Origin of the sequence: Amycolatopsis sp. NPDC049252 (genome assembly GCF_043197175.1) — a bacterium.
Taxonomy (GTDB): domain Bacteria; phylum Actinomycetota; class Actinomycetes; order Mycobacteriales; family Pseudonocardiaceae; genus Amycolatopsis.
The window spans coordinates 1-22,195 of record NZ_JBICSQ010000026.1 but is presented as its reverse complement, the minus strand read 5'-3'; the positions used below and the strand labels follow the sequence as shown (position 1 = coordinate 22,195).

The following is a 22,195-nucleotide window of genomic DNA, read 5'->3' as shown; positions in this document are numbered from 1 at the left end:
CCCGCGACAACCCTTAGCGACCCCCTACGCCCCTAGGCGAACCCGGCTCCGACCTGCGGAAAAGCCCCGGGACGCCCCGCTTTCGCGAGGCGTCCCGGGGCCGGGTGCGACCAGGGTCAGGAGCGGCCGAGGTCCTTGTTGATGAACTCGAAGAGCTCTTCGTCGGACGCGCCGTCGAAGACGCTCGCCGGGCTGTCCTCGACCACGGCCTCCTCGTTCTCCCACTTGGCCAGCAGCGCCTGGACGCGGACCTTGACCTTGGCGCGGGTCAGCTCGTCCGTGGCGGCCGCCGACAGCACGGCCTCGAGCCGGTCCAGCTCGCCGAACACCGACGCGACGCCGTCTTCGCCACCCAGCTCGCGGCCCAGGTGCGCGGCCAGGTCCTGCGGGGTCGGGTAGTCGAACACCAGCGACGCGGCCAGCTTCAGCCCGGTCCCGGCGGTCAGCCGGTTGCGGAGTTCGACCGCGGTCAGCGAGTCGAAGCCCAGCTCGGTGAACGCCTTGTCCGGCCCCACCGCCGCCGTGCCGCGGTGCCCGAGCACCAGCGCGACGTCGGTGCGGACCAGCTCCAGCAGCGTCCGCCGGCGGCCAGCCTCGTCCAGCTCCGCGAGCTTGCCGCGCAGCTCGGCACCCGTGTCGGCCTCCTCGGCGACCTCCGCCGCGAGGACCGCCTGCACCTCCGGCAGATCCGCGATGAACGCGTTCGGCCGCAGCGCGGTGAAGCCGGGCGCGAACTTCGCCCAGTCGACGTCGGCCACCGTGACCGCCGCGTCGCCGTGGTCGACGGCCTGGGTCAGCGCCGCGACGGCCAGGTTCGGGTCGAGGGCGGGAAGGCCGCGGCGACGCAGCTGCTCCTCGTGCTCACCCTCGGCCGCCATGCCGCCGCCACCCCACGGGCCCCACGCGATCGACGTCGCGGCCAAGCCGGCCGCCCGCCGCCGCTGTGCCAAGGCGTCCAGTGCCGCGTTCGCCGCCGCGTACCCGGACTGGCCGCTGCCACCCCAGGTCGCCGCGACCGACGAGAACAGCACGAACGCGTCCAGCTCGCCGAACAGCTCGTCCAGCGCGAGCGCACCCGTCACCTTGGCGTCCACCACGGAGGCGAACTCCGCGACGCTGCTCGCCGCGATCGGCGTGCCCTGACTGACCCCTGCGGCGTGCACAACCGCCCGCACCGGGGACTCCAGCCCGCCGACCAGCGCGGCCAGCGCGTCCAGATCGCCGACGTCGCAGGCGGCGACGGTGACCTCGACGCCGGTCGCGACCAGCTCGGCCCGCAGCTCCTCGGCTCCCGGCGCGGCCGGGCCACGACGGCTGACCAGCACCAGGTGCTCGGCGCCGTGCTCGGCCAGCCACCGCGCCATCCGGGCACCGAGACCGCCGGTTCCGCCGGTGACCAGCACCGTGCCGCGGGGCTGCCACGGCTCGGCCGACGTCGCGGGCAACGGTGCCCGCGCCAGCCGCCGGGCGAAGACCCCGTCGGCCCGCACCGCGAGCTGGTCCTCCGCGCCGTCCCCGGCGAGCACGCCCGCCAGGAGCCCGGCGACGCGGTCGTCCAGCACCGCGGGCAGGTCGATCAGGCCACCCCAGCGGTCCGGGTGCTCCAGGGCCGCGACCCGGCCCAGGCCCCAGACCTCGGCGCCCGCGATGTCGACGTGGCCGCCGTACACCGCGTCCCGCGTGATCGTCCACAGTGGAGCGTTGATCCCCGCCGCGCCGAGGGCCTGGATCAGCTCCAGGGTGCCCGCGACGCCGGTGGCGACCATGCCGTACTCGGTGTGCGGCCGCGTGTCCACGGCCAGCAGCGAGAGCACCCCGGCGAGCGGGAGGCCATCTTGCGTGAGATCCGCCGTGCCGCGGACCGTGCGCACCTCGGCGCCCTGGGTCCGCAGCGCCTCGACGACCCGGCCGCACCACGCGGCCTCCGTCTCCGGCAGCACGACCAGCCAGCCGCCGGTGAACAGCGGCGGCTCCGGTTCGGCCACCGCGGTCCACGACACCCGGTACCGCCAGTCGTCCAGTGTGGACAGCTCGCGGCGTTGCCGGCGCCAGCCGGACAGCACCGGCAGGAGCGTGCCGAGTGATTCGCGGTCGACGCCCGCCGGGAGCGTCCCGGCCAGCTCGTCGACGTCCTCGCGCTCGACGGCCGCCCAGAACCGGTCCTCGGCGGCGTCCCGCGGCGCGGGCGCGGACACCGGTTCCGGCCAGTAGCGCTCGCGCTGGAACGGGTACGTCGGCAGCGCGACCACCCGGCCCGGCGTGAACAGCGCCGCCCAGTCCACGGCGACGCCGTTTACATGGGTCGCGGCCACCGCCGTGAGCAGCGCCTCCGGCTCGGGACGCCCGCGCCGCAGGGCGGGCACCACCACGGGCGTGCCGCCGTCGACCGCGGCGCAGTCCTGCGCCATCGCCGTCAGCACGCCGTCCGGGCCGAGTTCGACCACAGTGGACACCCCGGCGGCGAACACCGCGCGGATGCCGTCGGCGAACCGGACCGCCGCGCGGACGTGGCGCACCCAGTAGTCCGCCGTGCGGAACTCGTCCGCGGTGACCGGCGCCCCGGTCAAGGTGGACACCAGCGGAACCGTCGGCTCGTGGTAGTCCAGCCGCTGCGCGATCGCGGCGAACTCGGCCAGCATCGGCTCCATCCGCGGCGAGTGGAACGCATGGCTGACGGTCAGCCGCTTCGTCTTGCGCCCCAGCGCGGCCAGCCGCGCCGCGACCTCGGCCACCGGCTCCTCGTCGCCGGCGATGACCACCGCGACCGGGCCGTTGACCGCCGCGATCCCGACGACGTCCTCGAAGCCCGCCAGCAGCGGCACAACCTCCTCTTCGGACGCCTGGACCGCGACCATCGCGCCACCCGAAGGCAGCTCCTGCATCAGCCGCCCGCGCGCGGCCACCAGCTCGACGGCGTCGGCCAGGGTGAGCACCCCGGCGACGTGCGCCGCGGCCAGCTCGCCGATCGAGTGGCCGACCAGGACGTCCGGCCGGACGTCCCAGCTCTCCAGCAGCCGGAAGAGCGCCACCTCCAGGGCGAACAGCGCGGGCTGGGTGTACACCGTACGGTCGAGCAGGTCGTTCCCGGTGAACATGACCGTCCGCAGTGGACTGTCCAGCCGGGAGTCGAACGCGGCGCAGATCTCGTCGAGCGCCGCGGCGAACACCGGGTACGCCTCGTACAGCTCGCGGCCCATACCGGCTCGCTGGCTGCCCTGCCCGGAGAAGGCGAACGCCAGGCCGCCCGGCCGGGCCGTCCCGCTCGTGACCCCTGCCGCCGGGGCGCCGGACGCGACCGCGTCCAGTCCGGCGAGCAGTTCGCCGCGATCGCTCGCGAGCACCACGGCGCGGTGCTCGAAGACGGACCGGGTGGTGGCCAGCGCGTAGGCCAGCTCCGCCGGTTCGCCGTCGTGGTCCCGCAGCCGGGACGCCTGCGCGGCGAGCGCGGCGGCGTCGTGACCGGAGAGCACGACCGGGACCACGGCCGGGCCCTGCACGTCCGGCAGGGCCGCGGGTTCCGGGGCCTGCTCGATGACGACGTGGGCGTTGGTGCCGCTGACCCCGAACGAGGAGACACCGGCCCGGCGCGCCCGGCCGGTCTCCGGCCACGCGCGCGCCTCGGTCAGCAGCTCGATCGCGCCCGCCGTCCAGTCCACCTGGGACGACGGCGCGTCGACGTGCAGCGTCTTCGGGAGCTGCCCGTGCTGCATGGCCAGCACCATCTTCATCACCCCGGCCACCCCGGCGGCCGCCTGCGTGTGCCCGATGTTGGACTTCAGCGAGCCCAGCAGCAACGGCGTCTCCCGGTCCTGGCCATAGGTCGCCAGCAGCGCCTGCGCCTCGATCGGGTCGCCGAGCTTCGTGCCGGTGCCGTGCGCCTCGACCGCATCGACGTCCGATGTGGACAGACCGGCGGCGGACAGGGCCTGGCGGATCACCCGCTGCTGCGAGGGACCGTTCGGCGCGGTCAAGCCGTTGGACGCGCCGTCCTGGTTGACCGCGCTGCCGCGGACCACCGCGAGCACCGGGTGGCCGTTGCGGCGGGCGTCGGAAAGCCGTTCCAGCAGGAGCATTCCGGCGCCTTCACCCCAGCCGGTGCCGTCGGCGGCCTCGGCGAAGGACTTGCAGCGGCCGTTCATCGCGAGCCCGCGCTGCCGCGAGAACTCGACGAACACCCCCGGCGTCGACGTGACGATCACGCCGCCCGCCAGCGCCAGCGAGCACTCACCGGCCCTCAGTGCCTGCGCCGCGAGGTGCAGGGCCACCAGCGAAGACGAGCAGGCGGTGTCCACAGTGACCGCCGGGCCTTCGAGCCCGAAGGTGTAGGACAGCCGGCCGGAGACGACGCTCGCCGCGGTGCCGGTGGCCAGGTAGCCCTCGGCCTCCTCGGTGCCGGCGAGCAGCGTGCCGTAGTCCTGGCCGCTGGTGCCGGCGAACACGCCGGTCCGGCTGCCGCGCACCGACTGCGGGTCGATCCCGGCCCGCTCGAACGCCTCCCAGGTGATCTCGAGCAGCAGGCGCTGCTGCGGGTCCATGGCCAGCGCTTCCCGCGGGCTGATCCCGAAGAACGCCGGGTCGAACTCCCCCGCACCGGCCAGGAAACCGCCTTCGCGGATGTAGCACGTGCCGCTGTGGTCGGGGTCCGGGTCGTAGAGCGCGTCCAGGTCCCAGCCGCGGTCGGCCGGGAACGGCGTGATCGCGTCCGTGCCCTCCGACACCAGCCGCCACAGGTCTTCCGGCGTGGTGACGCCGCCGGGGAAGCGGCAGCTCATCGCCACGATGGCGATCGGGTCGTCGTCGGTCGCGGTCGGCGTGATGACGTCGTCCGCCTCGTCGCCGCGCAGGTGTGCGGCGAGCACGGCCGGGGTCGGGTAGTCGAACACCAGCGTCGAGGGCAGCGTCTGGCCCGTCGCCGCGCTGACCCGCTTGGCCAGCTCGACCGCGGTCAGCGAGTCGAAGCCCAGCTCGCGGAACGGCAGGTCCGGTTCGACCTCGGCGGCCGAGCGGTAACCGAGCACGGCCGCCACTTCGGCGCGCACGAGGTCGAGCAGTGCCCGGGTGTCGCGCCGCTTCGGACGTTCTACTGTGGACACTTCCGCCCGGCGGCGCGGGACGGTGACCAGGCCGCGCAGCATCGGCGGCACGTCACCGGTGAGGCTCGCCCGCAGGGCGGGCAGATCCAGCTTGATCGGCACGAGCACGGCGTCCCTTGTGGACACTGCCGTGTCGAACAGCGCCATGCCGTCCGCGACGGACAGGGCCCCGATCCCGGCTTCGGTCATCCGCCGCAGGTCCGCGGCGGTGAGCCGGGCCGCCATGCTGCCGGCGCCGGACCACATGCCCCAGGCCAGCGACGTCCCGGGCCGCCCGCTGTTCCGGCGGCGCTGCATCAGCGCGTCGAGGAACACGTTCGCCGCCGCGTAGCTCGCCTGGCCGGCCCCGCCGAGCACCCCGGCGGCCGAGGAGAAGACGACGAACGCCGTCAGGTCCCGGCCGGCGGTGAGCTCGTGCAGGTGCCAGGCCGCGTCGACCTTGGGCCGCAGCACGGTGGCGACGCGCTCCGGCGTCAGGGACGCCAGCACGCCGTCGTCGAGCACGCCCGCGGTATGCACCACCGCGGTCAGGTCGGTGATCCGGTCGAGCAGGGCCGCCGCCGCGGTGCGGTCGGCGACGTCGCAGGCCACGACGTCCACCTCGGCACCCGCGGCGACCAGCTCTTCGGCCAGCTCCGCCGCGCCCGGCGCGTCGGGCCCGCGGCGGCTGGTGAGCACCAGCTTTCGCACGCCCTGGGTCGCGACCAGGTGCTTCGCCAGCTCGGCGCCCAGCGCGCCGGTGCCGCCGGTGACCAGGACCGTGCCCTCGCCGAGCGCCCGCGCTTCGGCGGGGACGGCCGCCCGCACCAGCCGCGGCGCGAACGTCTCCCCGGCGCGGACGACGACCTGCGGTTCCCCGGTGGCGACGGCCGCGGCCACCGCGTCGGGATCGTCGGTGTCGACCAGGACGAACCGGCCGGGCTGCTCGGACTGCGCCGAACGCACCAGGCCCCAGACGGCGGCACCCGCCAGGTCTTCCCCGGCGTCCGGGCCGGCCGCGCCCTGCGTCACGACGACCAGCTTCTCGCCGGTCTGCAGCTTCGCGAGCACGTCTCCGACGATCCGGTGGACGTCCTCCGGGGACTCGCCTTCCGGCACCCGGTAGACCTCGGACAGGTCGGCGTTAAGTCCTGTTTGGACCGGCACCCAGTCGACCCGGAACAGCGAGTCGACGGTCTTCACGGACTCCACCGGCCGCAGCGTCACCGCGTCGGCGGTGACCACGGCCGTGCCTTCCGCGTCGACCGCGTGCAGCGCAACCGTGTCGTCACCCAGGTCAGTCAGGCGGACCCGCAGGTCACGGGCGCCTGAGGCGTGCAGCGCGAACCCGGACCAGGCGACCGGCGAAAGCCCGCCGAACGCCGCGTCGAGCAGCGCCGGGTGCAGGCCGAACCGCCCTGGCTCGACGCCTTCCGGCAGTGACACCTCGACGACGTCCTCGTCCGTCCACTCGGGAACCTTCGGCGGTGCGACCGCGAGCACACCTTCGGCGTGCCGCGTCCACGTGCCACCGTCTTCCGGTCGCGAGTGGACGGTCACGTCCCGGCGGCCGGAGCCGTCCGGCTCGCCGACCCACACCTGCAGCTGGAGCGCCCCGCGCTCGGGGAGCACGAGCGGCGCGTCGACGGACAGCCGTTCGACCAGCCCGCAGCCCGCCTCGTCCGCGGCCCGCGAGACCAGCTCGGCGAACACCGAGCCCGGTGCCGCGCCGCCCAGGAGCTGCGCGGACAGGCGCCCGGTGAGCAGGAACCCGTCGCCGTCGGCCCGGGCCACCGCCGCGCGCAGCAGCGGGTGCCGGGTGGCGCCGAGACCGGCGGCCGTGACGTCACCGCCCGCGCTGGTCCGGAGCCAGAAGCGCTGCCGCTGGAACGGGTAGGTCGGCAGCTCGACCCGGCGCCGGGCGGCGGTGCCGAACACCGCGGCCCAGTCCGGCTCGACGCCGTGGACGTGCGCGCCGAGCACCGCGGTCAGCAGTGCCTCGGGCTCGGCCCGGCCGGCCCGCAGGGCGGGGACGAACTCGCCGTCGGCGCTCGCCTGGGCCAGGGCCGAGAGCACGCCGTCCGGGCCCAGCTCCACGAAGACGGAGACGCCGCTCGCGGCGAGCGTCGCGACGCCGTCGGCGAACCGCACCGCCTCCCGCACGTGCCGCACCCAGTAGTCGGCGGTGAACTCGGTGATCAGCTCACCCGTGACGTTCGAGACGATCGGTATAACCGGCTTACCGTAAGACAGAGACTCCGCTATACCGCGGAACTCGTCCAGCATCGGGTCCATCAGCGGCGAGTGGAAGGCGTGGCTCACCACCAGGCGCTTCGTCTTGCGGTCACCGAACTGTGCCGCGACCGCCAGCACGGCGTCTTCCTCGCCGGAGATGACCGTCGAGTCCGGGCCGTTCAGCGCGGCGATGCTCACCGCGTCCGACAGGTGTGGCGTGATCTCGTCCTCGGTCGCTTGGATCGCCAGCATCGCGCCGCCCTCCGGCAGCGCCTGCATCAACCGGCCCCGCGCGGCGACCAGCGTCACCGCGTCGGCCAGCGGGAGGACCTCGGCGACGTGCGCTGCGGCCAGCTCGCCGATCGAGTGCCCGGCCAGGAAGTCCGGCTGGAACCCGAAGTGCTCGAAGAGCCGGAACAACGCCACTTCCAGGGCGAACAGCGCCGCCTGGGTGTAGGCGGTGCGGTCCAGCGGCTCTCCGTCGTCGAACAGCACCGCCCGCAGCGGACGGTCGAGGTGCGCGTCGAACTCGGCGCACACCGCGTCCAGCGCGTCGGCGAAGACCGGGAACGCGTCGTACAGCTCGCGGCCCATGCCGGTCCGCTGGCTGCCCTGGCCGGCGAAGAGGAACGCCAGCTGCCCGCGGTCGCGGGCCACCCCGCTCAGCACGCCGGGTGCCGTGCCGTCCTCGGCCAGCGCGGTCAGCGCCGTCCGCAGCTCGTCGTGGTCGGTGGCCAGCAGGGCCGCGCGGTGGTCGAGCGCGGACCGGGTGGTGGCCAGGGCGTACCCGAAGGCGTCCAGGTCCGATGCGTCCGCAGCGGCCAGCGCGGCCGCCTGGGCCCGCAGCGCGGCGGCCGTCCGTCCGGAAAGGACGATCGGCACCGGCAGCGGCGACTCGACCACCGCGGCCGGTTCCTCGGCGGGAACGGCCTCGATGATCGCGTGCGCGTTGGTGCCGGAGACACCGAACGCGGACACCCCGGCCCGGCGCGGCACACCGGTTTCCGGCCACGGCCGGGCCTCGGTGAGCAGCTCGACCGCGCCGGCGGTCCAGTCGACCTGCGTCGACGGCTCGTCGACGTGCAGGCTGGCCGGCAGCACCCCGTGCCGCATGGCCTGGACCATCTTGATCACGCCCGCGACCCCGGCCGCGGACTGGGTGTGCCCGATGTTGGACTTCAGCGAACCGAGCCACAGCGGTTCGGACCGGTCGCGGCCGTAGGTCGCCAGCAGCGCCTGGGCCTCGATCGGGTCGCCGAGCCGGGTGCCCGTGCCGTGGGCTTCGACCACGTCGACGTCCGAAGCAGCCAGACCGGCGTTGGCCAGCGCCTGGCGGATCACCTTCTGCTGTGCGGGCCCGTTGGGGGCGCTGAGGCCGTTGGACGCGCCGTCGGAGTTCACCGCGGAGCCTCGCACGACCGCCAGGACCTGGTGACCGTGGCGCTGGGCGTCGGACAGCCGCTCCAGCAGGAGCAGACCGACACCCTCGGACCAGCCGGTGCCGTCCGCCGCCTCGGCGAAGGGCTTGCACCGGCCGTCGGCGGCCAGGCCGCGCTGCCGGGCGAACTCGACGAACCCGCCCGGGTCGGCCATCACGGCGACGCCGCCGGCCAGGGCCATCGAGCACTCGCCCGACCGCAGGGCCTGCGCCGCCCAGTGCAGCGCGACCAGGGACGACGAGCACGCGGTGTCGAGCGTGACCGCCGAGCCCTCGAGCCCGTAGGAGTAGGCCAGCCGTCCGGAAAGGACACTGCCGACGTTGCCGGTCAGCATGTGGCCCTCGACACCGTCGGGCAGCTCACCGGCGCCCGCGCCGTACCCGGAGGCCGCCGCACCGAGGAACACCCCGGTGCGGGTGCCGCGCAGGGTCCGCACATCGATGCCGGCGCGCTCGAAGACCTCCCACGACGTCTCCAGCAGCAGCCGCTGCTGCGGGTCCATCGCCAGCGCCTCGCGCGGGCTGATGCCGAACAGGCCGGGGTCGAACTCGCCGGCGTCGTGCAGGAAACCGCCTTCCTTGGTGTAGGTCGTGCCCGCGTGCTCCGGGTCCGGGTGGTACAGCGAGTCCAGGTCCCAGCCGCGGTCGGCCGGGAACGGCCCGATCGCGTCGTCGCCGGCCGCGACCAGCCGCCAGAGGTCCTCGGGCGAGCGGACGCCGCCGGGGAACCGGCAGCCCATCGCGACGATCGCGATCGGCTCGTCGGACCCGGTGGTGACGACCGCCGTCACCTTTTCCGGCTCGGCGCCGAGCAGCTCGCTCAGCAGGAACGTGGTCAGCTCCAGCGGGGTCGGGTAGTCGAACACCAGGGTCGCGGGCAGCTTGAGGCCGGTGGCCGTGGCCAGCCGGGTGCGCACCTCGACCGCGGTCACCGAGTCGAAGCCCAGCTCGCGGAACGCCCGGGCGGGCGGGACGGCGTCGGTGCCTGTGTGGCCGAGCACCGCGGCCGACTCGCCGCGGACCAGGTCGAGCAGCACGCGCTTGCGTTCGGCCGCGGGCAGTTCACTGAGACGTCCAGCGAGTCCACTGTGGACTACTGCGGTCGGTTCTACGTCCAAAGCGGACACTTCGGGCAGGTCGGCGATCAACGGACGCGCGCGCAGCGCCGTGAACGCGGGCGCGAACTTCGCCCAGTCCACGTCGGCCACCGCGAGGAACGTCTCGTCCGCGTCGAGGGCCTGCTGCAGCACCGAGATGGCCAGCTCCGGCGCCATCGGCCGCAGCCCGCGCCGGCGCATCTGCTCGCCGGCCTCGCCTTCGGCCATGCCGCCTTCGGCCCACGCGCCCCACGCCACCGAGGTGGCCTGGGCGCCGCGGGCGCGGCGCTGTTCGGCGAAGGCGTCGAGGAAGGCGTTGGCCGCGGCGTACGCGCCCTGGCCACCGCCGCCCCAGACCCCCGCGTTGGAGGAGAAGAGCACAAACGCGTCCAGCTCGACGTCCGCCAGCGCGCGGTCCAGGTTGACCGCGCCCGCGACCTTCGCGGCCGCGTTGACCGCGAGGTCGGCCGGGCCGGTTTCGGCGAGCGGCGGCGAGACCCCGACCCCGGCGGCGTGCAGCACCGCGGTGAACCGGTGCTCGGCGGTGAGGCGTCGCACCGACTCGAAGTCGGCGACGTCGCACGGGTCGACGGTGACCCGGGCGCCGAGCCCGGTCAGCTCCTCGACCAGCTCTCGTGCGCCAGGCGAGTCGAGACCGCGACGGCTGGTAAGCACCAGGTGCCCGGCGCCGTTGCGGGCCAGCCAGCGCGCGATCTGCGCACCGACGGCGCCGGTGCCGCCGGTGACGAGCACCGTGCCACGCGGAGTCCAGCCGGTGATCGCCGGCCGCTCGGCCAGCGGAGCCCGCACCAGGCGGCGGGCGAAGACCCCGGACGGGCGTACCGCCAGCTGGTCCTCGTCCGTGTTACCGGCGAGCACCGCCGCTACCCGGGCCGAGGCCCGCGGGTCGAGGTCTTCCGGCAGGTCGAGCAGGCCACCCCAGCGTTCGGGGTGTTCCAGCCCGGCGACCCGGCCGAGGCCCCAGACCTGCGCCTGGACGGCCGAGGCCAGCCGGTCGGACCGGCCCGCGGAGACGGCACCGCGGGTGACGAGCCACAGCGGAGCCGCGACACCGTCCAGTGCGCGGATGAGCGCGGCGGTCAGGGCGAGCCCGGCCGAGACGACGGGGTGCTCGGGATCAGGCCGCTCGTCGAGCGCCAGCAGGGACAGCACACCACGGAACTGCAGCGGCTCGGCAGGTGCGCCCGACTCCGCCGGAAGCGAGCCGGCTGCGCCGGCTGCACTGCCTGCGAGCGGGTCTGCCCCGTGAGCAGCCAGCAGCGTCGCCAGTTCCTCGGCCGACGTGCCCGGTTCGACCGGGACCACGTGCGGCCGGGCGCCATGAGCGGTCAGCAGCGCCGTGACCGCCTCGATCTCGGCGTGCGCATCGGCCGGGACCGGCACCAGCCAGTCACCGTCCAGGTCCGCGGCCTCGAAGTCCAAAGCAGTCCACGCGATCCGGTACCGCCACTTGTCCACAGTGGACTTGTCACGGCGGTTGCGGCGCCAGGTCGACAACACCGGCAGTGCGGCCCGCAGCGTCTCCTCGTCGGTGCCGTCGATCTCCAACGCGGCCGCGACGGCAGCCGGGTCGTCGCTGTCGACGGCGTCCCAGAAGGAGCTGTCGGCGAAGCCGTCACCGGAAACCGTCGGCTCGGCGAGTTCCGGCCAGAAGCGGCTGCGCTGGAACGCGTAGGTCGGCAGGTCGATCCGCCGGCCACCCGCGAACACGGTGTCCCACGCCACCTGCGCACCACCGGTGTGGGCCTGGGCGAGCGACGTGAGCACCCGTGCGAAGCCGCCCTGGTCTCGGCGCAGGGTGCCGGTGACCGTCGCCGGCACACCCGCGTCCTCGAGGATGTCCTGCAGGCCGGTGGCGACCACCGGGTGCGGGCTGACCTCGACGAACACGTCGTGGCCGTGCCCGGCCAGCGCCTCGATCGCGTCGGTGAACCGCACCGTCTGGCGCAGGTTCCGGTACCAGTACCCGGCGTCGAGGCCGGAGTCGAGCAGTGAGCCGGTCACCGTCGAGTAGAACGGGATCTCCGCCGGGCGCGGGCGCACCGGAGCTAGCACGTTCAGCAGTTCCGTCTCCAGGGACGCGACGTGCGCCGAGTGGGACGCGTAGTCCACCGGGATCCGCTTCGCCCGGATCTCCTGCTCCTCGCAGCGGGCGAGGAACTCGTCCAGGGCGTCGGCGTCACCCGAGACCACGGTTGCCCGCGGTCCGTTGGCGACGGCGATCGAGATCCGGTCTTCCCACGGCTCGAGGGACGCGGCGACCTCCTCCGGCGGGAGCGGCACGGAGACCATGCCGCCGCGCCCGGCCAGCGCGAGGATCGCCCTGCTGCGCAACGCGACCACCAGGGCGCCGTCCTCAAGGGACAGTGCACCCGCGACGACCGCCGCGGCGATCTCACCCTGCGAGTGGCCGACCACCGCGGCCGGCTCGACGCCGTGGTGGCGCCAGACCGCGGCCAGCGAGACCATCATCGCCCACAGCGCGGGCTGGACGACGTCCACGCGTTCCAGCGGTTCCGCCGCACGCAGGACGTCCAGCAGGGACCAGTCGACGAACGGCGCCAGCGCCTCGGCGCATTCGGCCATCCGCGCGGCGAAGACCGGTGAGGTCTCCAGCAGATCGACGGCCATCCGCGGCCACTGCGAACCCTGGCCCGGGAAGACGAACGCGACCTTTCCGGTGCCCGCCAGGCCGTGCACGGCGTTGGCGGGCTCCCCGGCGGCCAGCGCGGCGAGACCCGTGCGGGCCTCGTCGGCGTCCCGCGCGAGCAGGACGCTCCGATGCTCCATCCGGTGGCGGCACCGAATCAGCGAAAGTGCCACATCGGTCATGCGCGGAGGGTCCACTTCGAACAGTTCCAGCAGGCGGCCCGCCTGGGCGCGGACGCCGTCGGCGGTCTTCGCCGAGAGCACCAGCGGAGCCAGGACGTCCTCGCCCGCGGCGACCTCTATCGAAGCCGGTGCCTGCTCGATGATCGTGTGCGCGTTGGTGCCGCTGAAGCCGAACGACGACACCGCCGCGCGGCGCGGCCGATCCACCGACGGCCACGGCCGGGCCTCGGTGAGCAGTTCCACCGCGCCCGCGGTCCAGTCGATGTGCCCCGACGGCTCGGAGACGTGCAGCGTCTTCGGCAGCGTGCCGTGCCGCATCGCCATGACCATCTTGATGATCCCGCCGACACCGGCCGCGGCCTGGCTGTGGCCGAGGTTCGACTTCAGCGAGCCGAGCCACAGCGGGTCGCCGGTGCGGTCGGCACCGTAGGTGGCGAGCAAGGCCTGCGCCTCGATCGGGTCGCCGAGTGACGTCCCGGTGCCGTGCGCTTCCACCGCGTCGACGTCCGAAGTGGACAGACCGGCGTCGGCGAGGGCCTGGCGGATCACGCGTTGCTGCGACGGGCCGTTCGGTGCGGTCAGGCCGTTGGACGCGCCGTCCTGGTTGATCGCGGTGCCGCGCACGACGGCGAGCACGGGGTGCCCGTTGCGCTGCGCGTCGGACAGCCGTTCCAGCAGGAGCATGCCGGCGCCTTCGGCCCAGCCCGTGCCGTCGGCGTCCGCGGAGAACGCCTTGCAGCGGCCGTCCGGCGAAAGCCCGCGCTGCTTGCTGAACTCGATGAACGCGGCGGGCGTCGACATCACCGTGACGCCGCCGGCCAGGGCCATCGTGCACTCGCCGTTGCGCAGGGCTTGCGCCGCAAGGTGCAGCGCCACCAGCGAAGACGAGCACGCGGTGTCCACAGTGACCGCTGGGCCTTCGAGTCCGAAGTGGTAGGACAACCGCCCGGTGACGACGCTGCCCGAGTTGCCGGTGCCGAGGTGCCCGGCGACGTCGTCCTTCGAACGCTCGAGGAGGCTGACGTAGTCGTGGTACATCAGGCCGGCGAACACGCCGGTCCGGCTGCCGCGCACGGCATCCGGGTCGATCCCGGCCCGCTCGAAGACCTCCCACGACGTCTCCAGCAGCATCCGCTGCTGCGGGTCCATGGCCAGGGCTTCACGCGGGCTGATCCCGAAGAACTCGGGGTCGAACTCGGTGACGTCGCGCAGGAATCCGCCGTGGCGGGTGTAGCTCGTGCCCGGCCGCGTGGAGTCGGGGTCGTACAGCGCGTCGAGGTCCCAGCCGCGGTCCGCGGGCATCGGCCCGATCGCGTCCTGCCCGGACTCGACCAGCGCCCACAGCTGCTCGGGACTGGTGATACCGCCTGGGAAGCGGCAGCTCATCGCCACGATGGCGATCGGCTCGTCGTCCCGCGCCACCACCTCGGCGACGGCCTGCTCTTCGACGCCGAACAGGCGCCCGGCGATCTCCTCGGCCAGCGCCGACGACGTCGGGTGGTCGAAGATCAGCGTCGCGGGCAGCCGCAGCCCGGTCGCCGCGTTGAGCCGGTTGCGCAGCTCGATCGCGGTCAGCGAGTCGAAGCCGAGCTCGGTGAACGCCCGGGTCGCGCCGACGGCGGCGGCCGAGGCGAACCCGAGCACCGCGGCGACCTCGTCGCGGACCAGGTCGAGGATCCCGTCGCGGCTCAGCCGCGAGCCGGTGACGGCGACCGCGGTCCGCCGCAGCGGGGCGGTCACCAGGCCGCGCAGCAGCGGCGGCACCTGGCCGGACGCCCGCACGGCGGCGAGGTCCAGCCGGATCGGCACCAGCACGGCGTCCTCACTGGACAGTCCGGCACCGAACAGCGCGAGACCGTCCTCGGTGGACAGTGCGGCGACACCCGCACCGGCGAGCCGGTCCAGGTCCGTGTCGCCGAGGTGCCCGGCCATGCTCGTGCCGGTCGCCCACAGGCCCCAGGCCAGCGACGTCGCGGGCAGCCCGGCCGCCTGACGGTGGGTGGCCAGGGCGTCGAGGAACGCGTTGGCCGCGGCGTAGTTGCCCTGCCCCGCGCCACCGAACACGCCGGCCGCGGAGGAGAACAGCACAAACGCGTCGAGGTCCGAGGTCAGCTCGTGGAGGTTCCACGCGGCGTCGACCTTCGGCCGCAGCACCGCGTCGAGCCGCTCGGGCGTCAGCGACGACAGCACCCCGTCGTCGAGGACACCGGCCGCGTGCACCACGGCCTTGAGGTCGGTGATCCCGGCCAGCAGCGCGGCCAGTGCGTCGCGGTCGGCCGCGTCGCAGGCCACGATGTCGACCTCGGCACCGGCGGTGACCAGGGCGTTCCGCAGTTCCGCGGCGCCCGGGGCGGCCGGGCCACGGCGGCTGGTCAGCACCAGCCGCCGGACACCGCGTTCGGTGACCAGGTACTCCGCCACGGCGGCGCCGAGCGCGCCGGTGCCACCGGTGAGCAGGACCGTGCCGTCGGTGGTGAACGCCGGTGCGGACACCGTCGCCCGCGCCAGCTGCGGCGCGTACAGCTTGCCGTCGCGGACCGTCACCTCGGGCTCGCCGGACGTCAGCGCGGCCCGCAGGTCCTCGGGTCCGGCTTCGACGTCCAGGCTGACCAGCGCAAACCGGTCCGGGTGCTCGGTACGGGCCGAGCGGACCAGGCCGTGGACGGCGGCCGCGGCGAGGCTGTCGCCCCGCGTGACGATCGCTAGCCGCGCGTCTTCCGGCTTGGTCAGCCAGTCCTGTAGGACGGCCAGGACGCGGTGGGTGGCCGCGCGGACGTCGTCCGGCGTGTCACCGGTGCCGGTCTGGTCGTACACCTCCCAGTCCGTTGTGGACTGTCCACCAGGGACTTCCACCTGGTTGATGCGGAACAGCGATTCGGGCCGCTTCGCGAGGTCCTCCACCGCCATCGGGCGCAGCACCAGCGACTCGGCCGACACGACGATCGCGCCGGACTCGTCGGCGGCGGTCAGCGACACCGCGTCCGGGCCCGCCTTCGCCAGCCGGACCCGCAGGGTGCGGGCGCCTTCGGCGTGCAGGCCGACACCCGCCCACGAGAACGGCAGGCGCGCCCGGTCGTCGCCGAGCAGATCACCCAGGCCGACCGCGTGCAGGGCCGCGTCGAGCAGCGCCGGGTGCACGCCGAAGCCGGTGACCTCGACGTCCTCGGGCAGGCTGACCTCGGCGAACACCTCACCGTCCCGGCGCCAGGCCGCGGTCAGGCCCTGGAACGCCGGGCCGTACCCGAAGCCGGCGGCGGCCAGGTCGTCGTACCGCGTGCCGACGTCGACCGGCTGCGCGGCGGGCGGCCACTCGGCGAGCGTCTCCGGAACCGCCGGGGCGTCGGCGGCGAGCAGGCCGCCGGCGTTGCGGGTCCACGGCAGATCGGCCGCGTCCTCGGCCCGCGAGTACAGCGTCAGCTCGCGGCGCCCGGCCGCGTCCGTCATGCCGGCCCACAGCTGGACCTGCACCGCGCCGCGCTCCGGGAGCACCAGCGGGGCCTCGATGGTCAGCTCCTCGACCTGGCGGCAGCCGGCGAGGTCGGCCGCGCGCACCGCGAGCTCGACGAACGCCGTGCCCGGCACGAGGATCGCGCCGCCCACCGCGTGCTCGGCCAGCCACGGGTGGGTCTGCGTGGACAGCCGGCCGGTGAGCAGGAACCCGTCACCGTCGGCGCGGCTGACCGCCGCGCCCAGCAGCGGGTGCTCCGCCGCACCCAGGCCGAGACCGGTGGCGTCGCCCGTGGTGTTGCCCGGCCGCGGCCAGTACCGCACCCGCTGGAACGGGTAGGTCGGCAGGTCGACCCGCGCGGCCACCGGGTACAGCGCCGTCCAGTCGACGGCCGTGCCGTGGACGTGCGCCTCGGCCAACGCCGTGACCAGGGTATCCGGCTCGGGCCGGCCCCTGCGCAGCGCGGGCGCGAAGGTCGCGTCCGGCAAGAGCTCGCGGCCGAGCGCGGACAGCACACCGTCCGGACCCAGCTCGACGAACGTCGTGACCCCACGGGCTTCCAGCGTCCGGATCGCGTCGGTGAACCGGACGGTGTTGCGGACCTGGCCGACCCAGTAGTCCGGAGTGGACGGTCCGGCCGTGCCGCCGGTGGTGACCAGCGGGATGCGCGGCTCGTGGTAGGTCACCGTTTCGGCGACGGCACGGAAATCGTCCAGCATCGCGTCCATGTGGGGCGAGTGGAACGCGTGGCTCACCGTGAGCCGCTTGGTCTTGCGGTCCTGGAACTGCGCCGCGCTGGCCAGCACCGCGTCTTCGTCGCCGGAGACCACAGTGGACTCGTCGCCGTTGAGGGCCGCGATGCTCACCCGGTCCGACAGGTGTGGCGTGATCTCGGCTTCGGTCGCCTGGATCGCGACCATCACCCCACCGGCCGGGAGTGCCTGCATGAGACGGCCGCGGGCGGAGACCAGCCGCACCGCGTCGGCCAGGGAGAACACCCCGGCCGCGTGGGCGGCGGCCAGCTCGCCGATCGAGTGCCCGGCCAGCGAGCCGGGCGTGACGCCGAAGCTTTCGAAGAGCCGGAACAACGCCACTTCCAGCGCGAACAGGTTCGCCTGGGCGTACTGCGTCTCGTCGACGGCACCGCCGTCGAGGTCGAAGTCGAACTCGGCCCGCACCGCGTCGAACGCCGCGGCGAACACCGGGAACTTCTCGTACAGCTCGCGGCCCATGCCGGCCCGCTGGCTGCCCTGCCCGGTGAAGAGGAACGCCGTGCCGCCGTCGCCGGCCTCACCGGTGACGACACCGGCGCCGGAGAGCCCGTCGAGACCCGCCGGGTCGAGGACGACCGCGCGGTGCTCGAACAGCGAGCGCCGGGTGACGAGCGCCGAACCCAGCTCGGCGACGTCCACTGTGGACAAGGCGGTGCGCAGCCGTCCGGCCTGCTCCCGCAGGGCTTCCGGTGTCCGCGCCGAGAAGACCAGCGGGGTGACGACCGGAGCCGCCACCTCGACCGGCTCCGGCGCCGGGGCCTGCTCGATGATCACGTGCGCGTTGGTTCCGCTGAACCCGAACGATGACACGCCGGCCCGGCGGGTCCGGCCGGTGTCCGGCCAGTCCCGCGTCTCGGTCAGCAGCTCGACCGCGCCGGATGCCCAGTCGACGTGCGGCGACGGCTCGGTGACGTGCAGCGTCTTCGGCAGGACGCCGTTGCGCAGCGCCTGCACCATCTTGATCACGCCGCCGACACCGGCGGCCGCCTGGCTGTGCCCGATGTTGGACTTCAGCGAGCCCAGCCACAGCGGGTCACCCGCACGCTCGGCGCCGTAGGTCGCCAGCAGCGCCTGCGCCTCGATCGGGTCACCCAGAGACGTCCCGGTGCCGTGCGCCTCGACCGCGTCGACGTCCGAAGTGGACAGACCGGCGTCGGCGAGGGCCTGTCGGATCACGCGTTGCTGCGAGGGACCGTTCGGCGCGGTCAGGCCGTTGGACGCGCCGTCCTGGTTGATGGCGCTGCCGCGCACGACCGCCAGCACCGGGTGACCGTTGCGCTGGGCGTCGGAGAGGCGTTCCAGCAGGATCATGCCCGCGCCCTCGGACCAGCCCGTGCCGTCAGCGTCCGCGGAGAACGCCTTGCACCGGCCGTCGGCGGCGAGACCGCGCTGACGCGAGAACTCCAGGAACGCGCCCGGCGTCGCCATCACCGTGGCGCCACCGGCCAGAGCCATCGTGCACTCGCCGTGGCGCAGTGCCTGGACCGCCCAGTGCAGGGCGACCAGCGACGACGAGCACGCGGTGTCGATGGTCACCGCCGGGCCCTCGAGCCCGAAGGTGTAGGACACGCGGCCGGAGGCGACGCTGCCCGCGTTGCCGGTGCCGAGGTGGCCGACGTAGTCCTCCGGCGCGGCCTCGAGCAGGTTGGCGTAGTCGTGGTACATGATCCCGGCGAACACGCCGGTCCGGCTGCCCCGCAACGCTTCCGGCGCGATACCGGCCCGTTCGATGGCCTCCCACGACGTCTCCAGCAGCAACCGGTGCTGCGGGTCCATCGTCACCGCTTCACGCGGCGAGATGCCGAAGAACTCGGGGTCGAAGTTCGCCGCGTCGCGCAGGAACCCGCCCTCGCGGGCGTAGCTCGTGCCGACGTGGTCGGGGTCCGGGTGGTACAGCCCTTCGACGTCCCAGCCGCGGTCGGCGGGGAACGGCGTCATGCCGTCCACTCCCCCGGCGACCAGGTCCCACAGCTCTTCCGGGGTCGTGACGCCGCCGGGGAACCGGCAGCTCATCGCGACGATCGCGATCGGCTCGTCCACCGCCAGCACGGTGTTGACCTCGGCCGGACCGTCCACTCCGAACAGTTCGTCCGTGAGGTACGCGGCGAGCGCGTCCGGGGTCGGGTAGTCGAAGATCAGCGTGGCGGGCAGCCGCAGGCCGGTCGCCGTGTGCAGCTTGTTGCGCAGTTCGATCGCGGTGAGCGAGTCGAAGCCGAGCTCGGTGAACGTCCGGGTGGCGCCGACCGCGTCCGCCGAAGCGAACGCGAGGACCTGCGCGACCTCGGTGCGGACCAGATCGACGAGCGCCCGTTCCCGCTCGGCCGTGGCCAGCGCGCCGAGCCGCTGTTCCAGCGACGCGGTGACGGTCGAGACCGCGGCCCGCCGCTTCGGCGCCGGCACGAGCCCCCGCAGCAGCGACGGCACGGTACCCCGGGCCCGGATCGCGGCCAGGTCCAGCCGCACCGGCACCAGCACGGCGTCTCCTGTGGACAGTGCGGCGTCGAAAAGTGTCAGGCCGTCCTCGGTGGACAGTGCGCCGATCCCGGCGGCGGACATCCGCCGCAGGTCGGCCTCGGCCAGGTCGGCCGCCATGCTGTCGTCGCCGGCCCAGAGGCCCCACGCCAGCGAGGTCGCGGCCTGCCCGGCCGCGTGCCGGCGGTGCGCCAGCGCGTCCAGGTAGGCGTTCGCGGCCGAGTAGCTGCCCTGGCCCGCGCCGCCGAACACCCCGGAGGCCGAGGAGAACAGCACGAACAAGGACGCGTCGCCGGCCAGCTCGTGGAGGTTCCACGCGGCGTCGACCTTCGGCCGCAGCACGGCGTCGACGCGCTCGGGGGTGAGCGACGCCAGCACGCCGTCGTCGAGAACCCCGGCCGCGTGCACCACGCCGGTCACCGGGTGCTCGGCCAGCAGCGCGGCCAGCGCGTCCCGGTCCGCGACGTCGCAGGCCGCGACGGTCACGTCCGCGCCGAACCCGGTGAGTTCGGCGGTCAGGTCGGCCAGGGAGTCCGCGGTGGCGGACCGGCTGACCAGCAGCAGGTGCCGCGCGCCGCGTTCGGCGAGCCGGCGGGCGAAGGCCGCGCCGAGCGCGCCCGTCGCGCCGGTGACCAGCACCGTTCCGTCGAACGCCGCGGGCTCGTGGTCGGCGACCGCGGCCCGCGCCAGCCGCGGCGCGAGCACTGCTCCGCCGCGAACGGCGAGTTGCGGTTCACCGGAGGTGAGCACGCCCGGGAGCTCGGCGAGGTCGGCCGCCGCGTCGAGGTCGACCAGCGTGAACCGGCCGGGCTGCTCGGCCTGGGCCGCGCGGACCAGGCCCCAGACGGCGGCACCGGCGAGGTCCGGCTCGTCGCCGTCCAGCACCGCGGCCGCGCCGCGGGTGACGACGGCCAGCCGGCCGTCCAGGTCGGCCTGCCGCTGGAGCGCGTCGAGCACGAGGTGCACCGCCGCGCGGACCTCTTCCGGGGTTTCCCCGCGCGGCACCAGCAGCACCGGGGTGTCCGGGTCGGCGTCGGCGGGCACGGCGACGGCCGTCCAGTCCACTGTGTACAGCGATTGGCGGACGACGTCGTCGACCGGAACGCCCGAAACCGGGCGCAGGGCAAGGGATTCGACCGACAGCACCGGCTCGCCGGCGGTGTCGGCGGCGTGCACGGACACCGCGTCGGTGCCCGCTGCCGCCAGCCGGACCCGCAGCGTGCGGGCGCCGGTGGCATGCAGCGTGAGGCCGGCCCAGCTGAACGGCAGCCGCGCCGTCCCGGTGTCCTCGACGAACGCGCCGAGCCCGACCCCGTGCAGGGCCGCGTCGAACAGCGCCGGGTGCAGGCCGAACCCGGTGACGTCGGTGTCTTCCGGCAGCGTGACCTCGGCGAACACCTCGCCGTCCCGTCGCCAGGCCGTGGTCAGGCCCTGGAACACCGGGCCGTAACCGAGCCCGCCGGCCAGGAGACCTTCGTAGAGCGCGGAAACGTCGACCGGTTCGGCACCGGACGGCGGCCACTCGCCCACGAACGGCGTCGCGGCGATCGCGCCGGGGGCCAGTTCACCGGTGGCGTGGCGCACCCAGGGTGCGTCGCCGACGCGGGAGTGCACCACGAGCGAGCGATGGCCCGCCTCGTCTTCGGCACCCAGCGAGACCTGGACGACGACACCGTCGGCCGGGACGACCAGCGGCGCCTCGAGGACCAGTTCCTCGAGGCGGTCGCAGCCGGCCGGTTCGCCGGCGTGCAGCGCCAGGTCGGCGAAGGCCGTCCCGGGCAGCACGACGACGTCGCGGACGGTGTGCTCGGCCAGCCACGGGTGGGTCTTGAGCGAGAGCCGGCCGGTGAGCAGGAACCCGCCGTCGTCGGCCCGGGCGACGGCCGCACCCAGCAGCGGGTGGTTCGCCGCGCCGAGGCCGGCCGCGGTCAGGTCCCCGGTGCGGGTGCCCGGCTTCGGCCAGTACAGCTCGCGCTGGAAGGCGTAGGTCGGCAGGTCGACGTGCTGCCCGGCACCGCCGAGGACGGCGGCCCAGTCGACGTCGGCACCATGGGCGTGCGCCGCACCGAGCGCGGTGACCGCGGTCAGCGCCTCCGGCCGGCCCTTGCGCAGGGCCGGGACGAAGGTCGCGTCGGGGACGATCTCCTGGCCGAGCGCGGACAGCACGCCGTCCGGGCCCAGCTCGACGAACGTCGTGACACCCTGCGCCGCGGCCGTGCGGACACCGTCCAGGAAGCGGACGGCCTCTCGGACGTGCCGCACCCAGTAGTCCGCGTCGAACTCACTGATCAGTTCGCCGGTGACGTTCGAGACGATCGGTATAACCGTCTTACCGTAAGACAGAGACTCAGCTATACCGCGGAACTCGTTGAGCATCGGGTCCATCAACGGCGAGTGGAACGCGTGGCTCACCTTGAGCCGCTTGGTCTTGCGGCCCTTGAACTTCCGGGCGACCGCCCGCACGGCCTTCTCGACGCCGGAGATCACCGTCGAGTCCGGGCCGTTCAGCGCGGCGATGCTCACGGAGTCCGAGAGGTGTGGCGTGATCTCGTCCTCGGTGGCCTGGATGGCCAGCATCGCGCCGCCTTCCGGCAGCGCCTGCATGAGCCGGCCGCGCGCCGACACCAGCGTCACGGCGTCGGACAGCGTCAGCACGCCCGCGACGTGCGCGGCCGCCAGCTCGCCGATCGAGTGGCCGACCAGCACGTCCGGCCGCAGGCCCCACGACTCGTACAGCCGGAACAGGGCGACTTCCAGGGCAAACAGGGTCGCCTGGGTGTACTGCGTCCGGTCGATGTCCCCGTCGA

At 74.3% G+C, this 22,195-nt stretch carries 1 protein-coding gene; it reads right to left on the bottom strand.

From position 1 onward, the window contains the following. Positions 1 to 116: 116 nt before the first annotated feature. The coding region (locus tag ACGFMK_RS25595; RefSeq protein ID WP_392767951.1) for a type I polyketide synthase at positions 117 to 22,195 on the bottom strand (22,079 nt) is incomplete at its 5' end.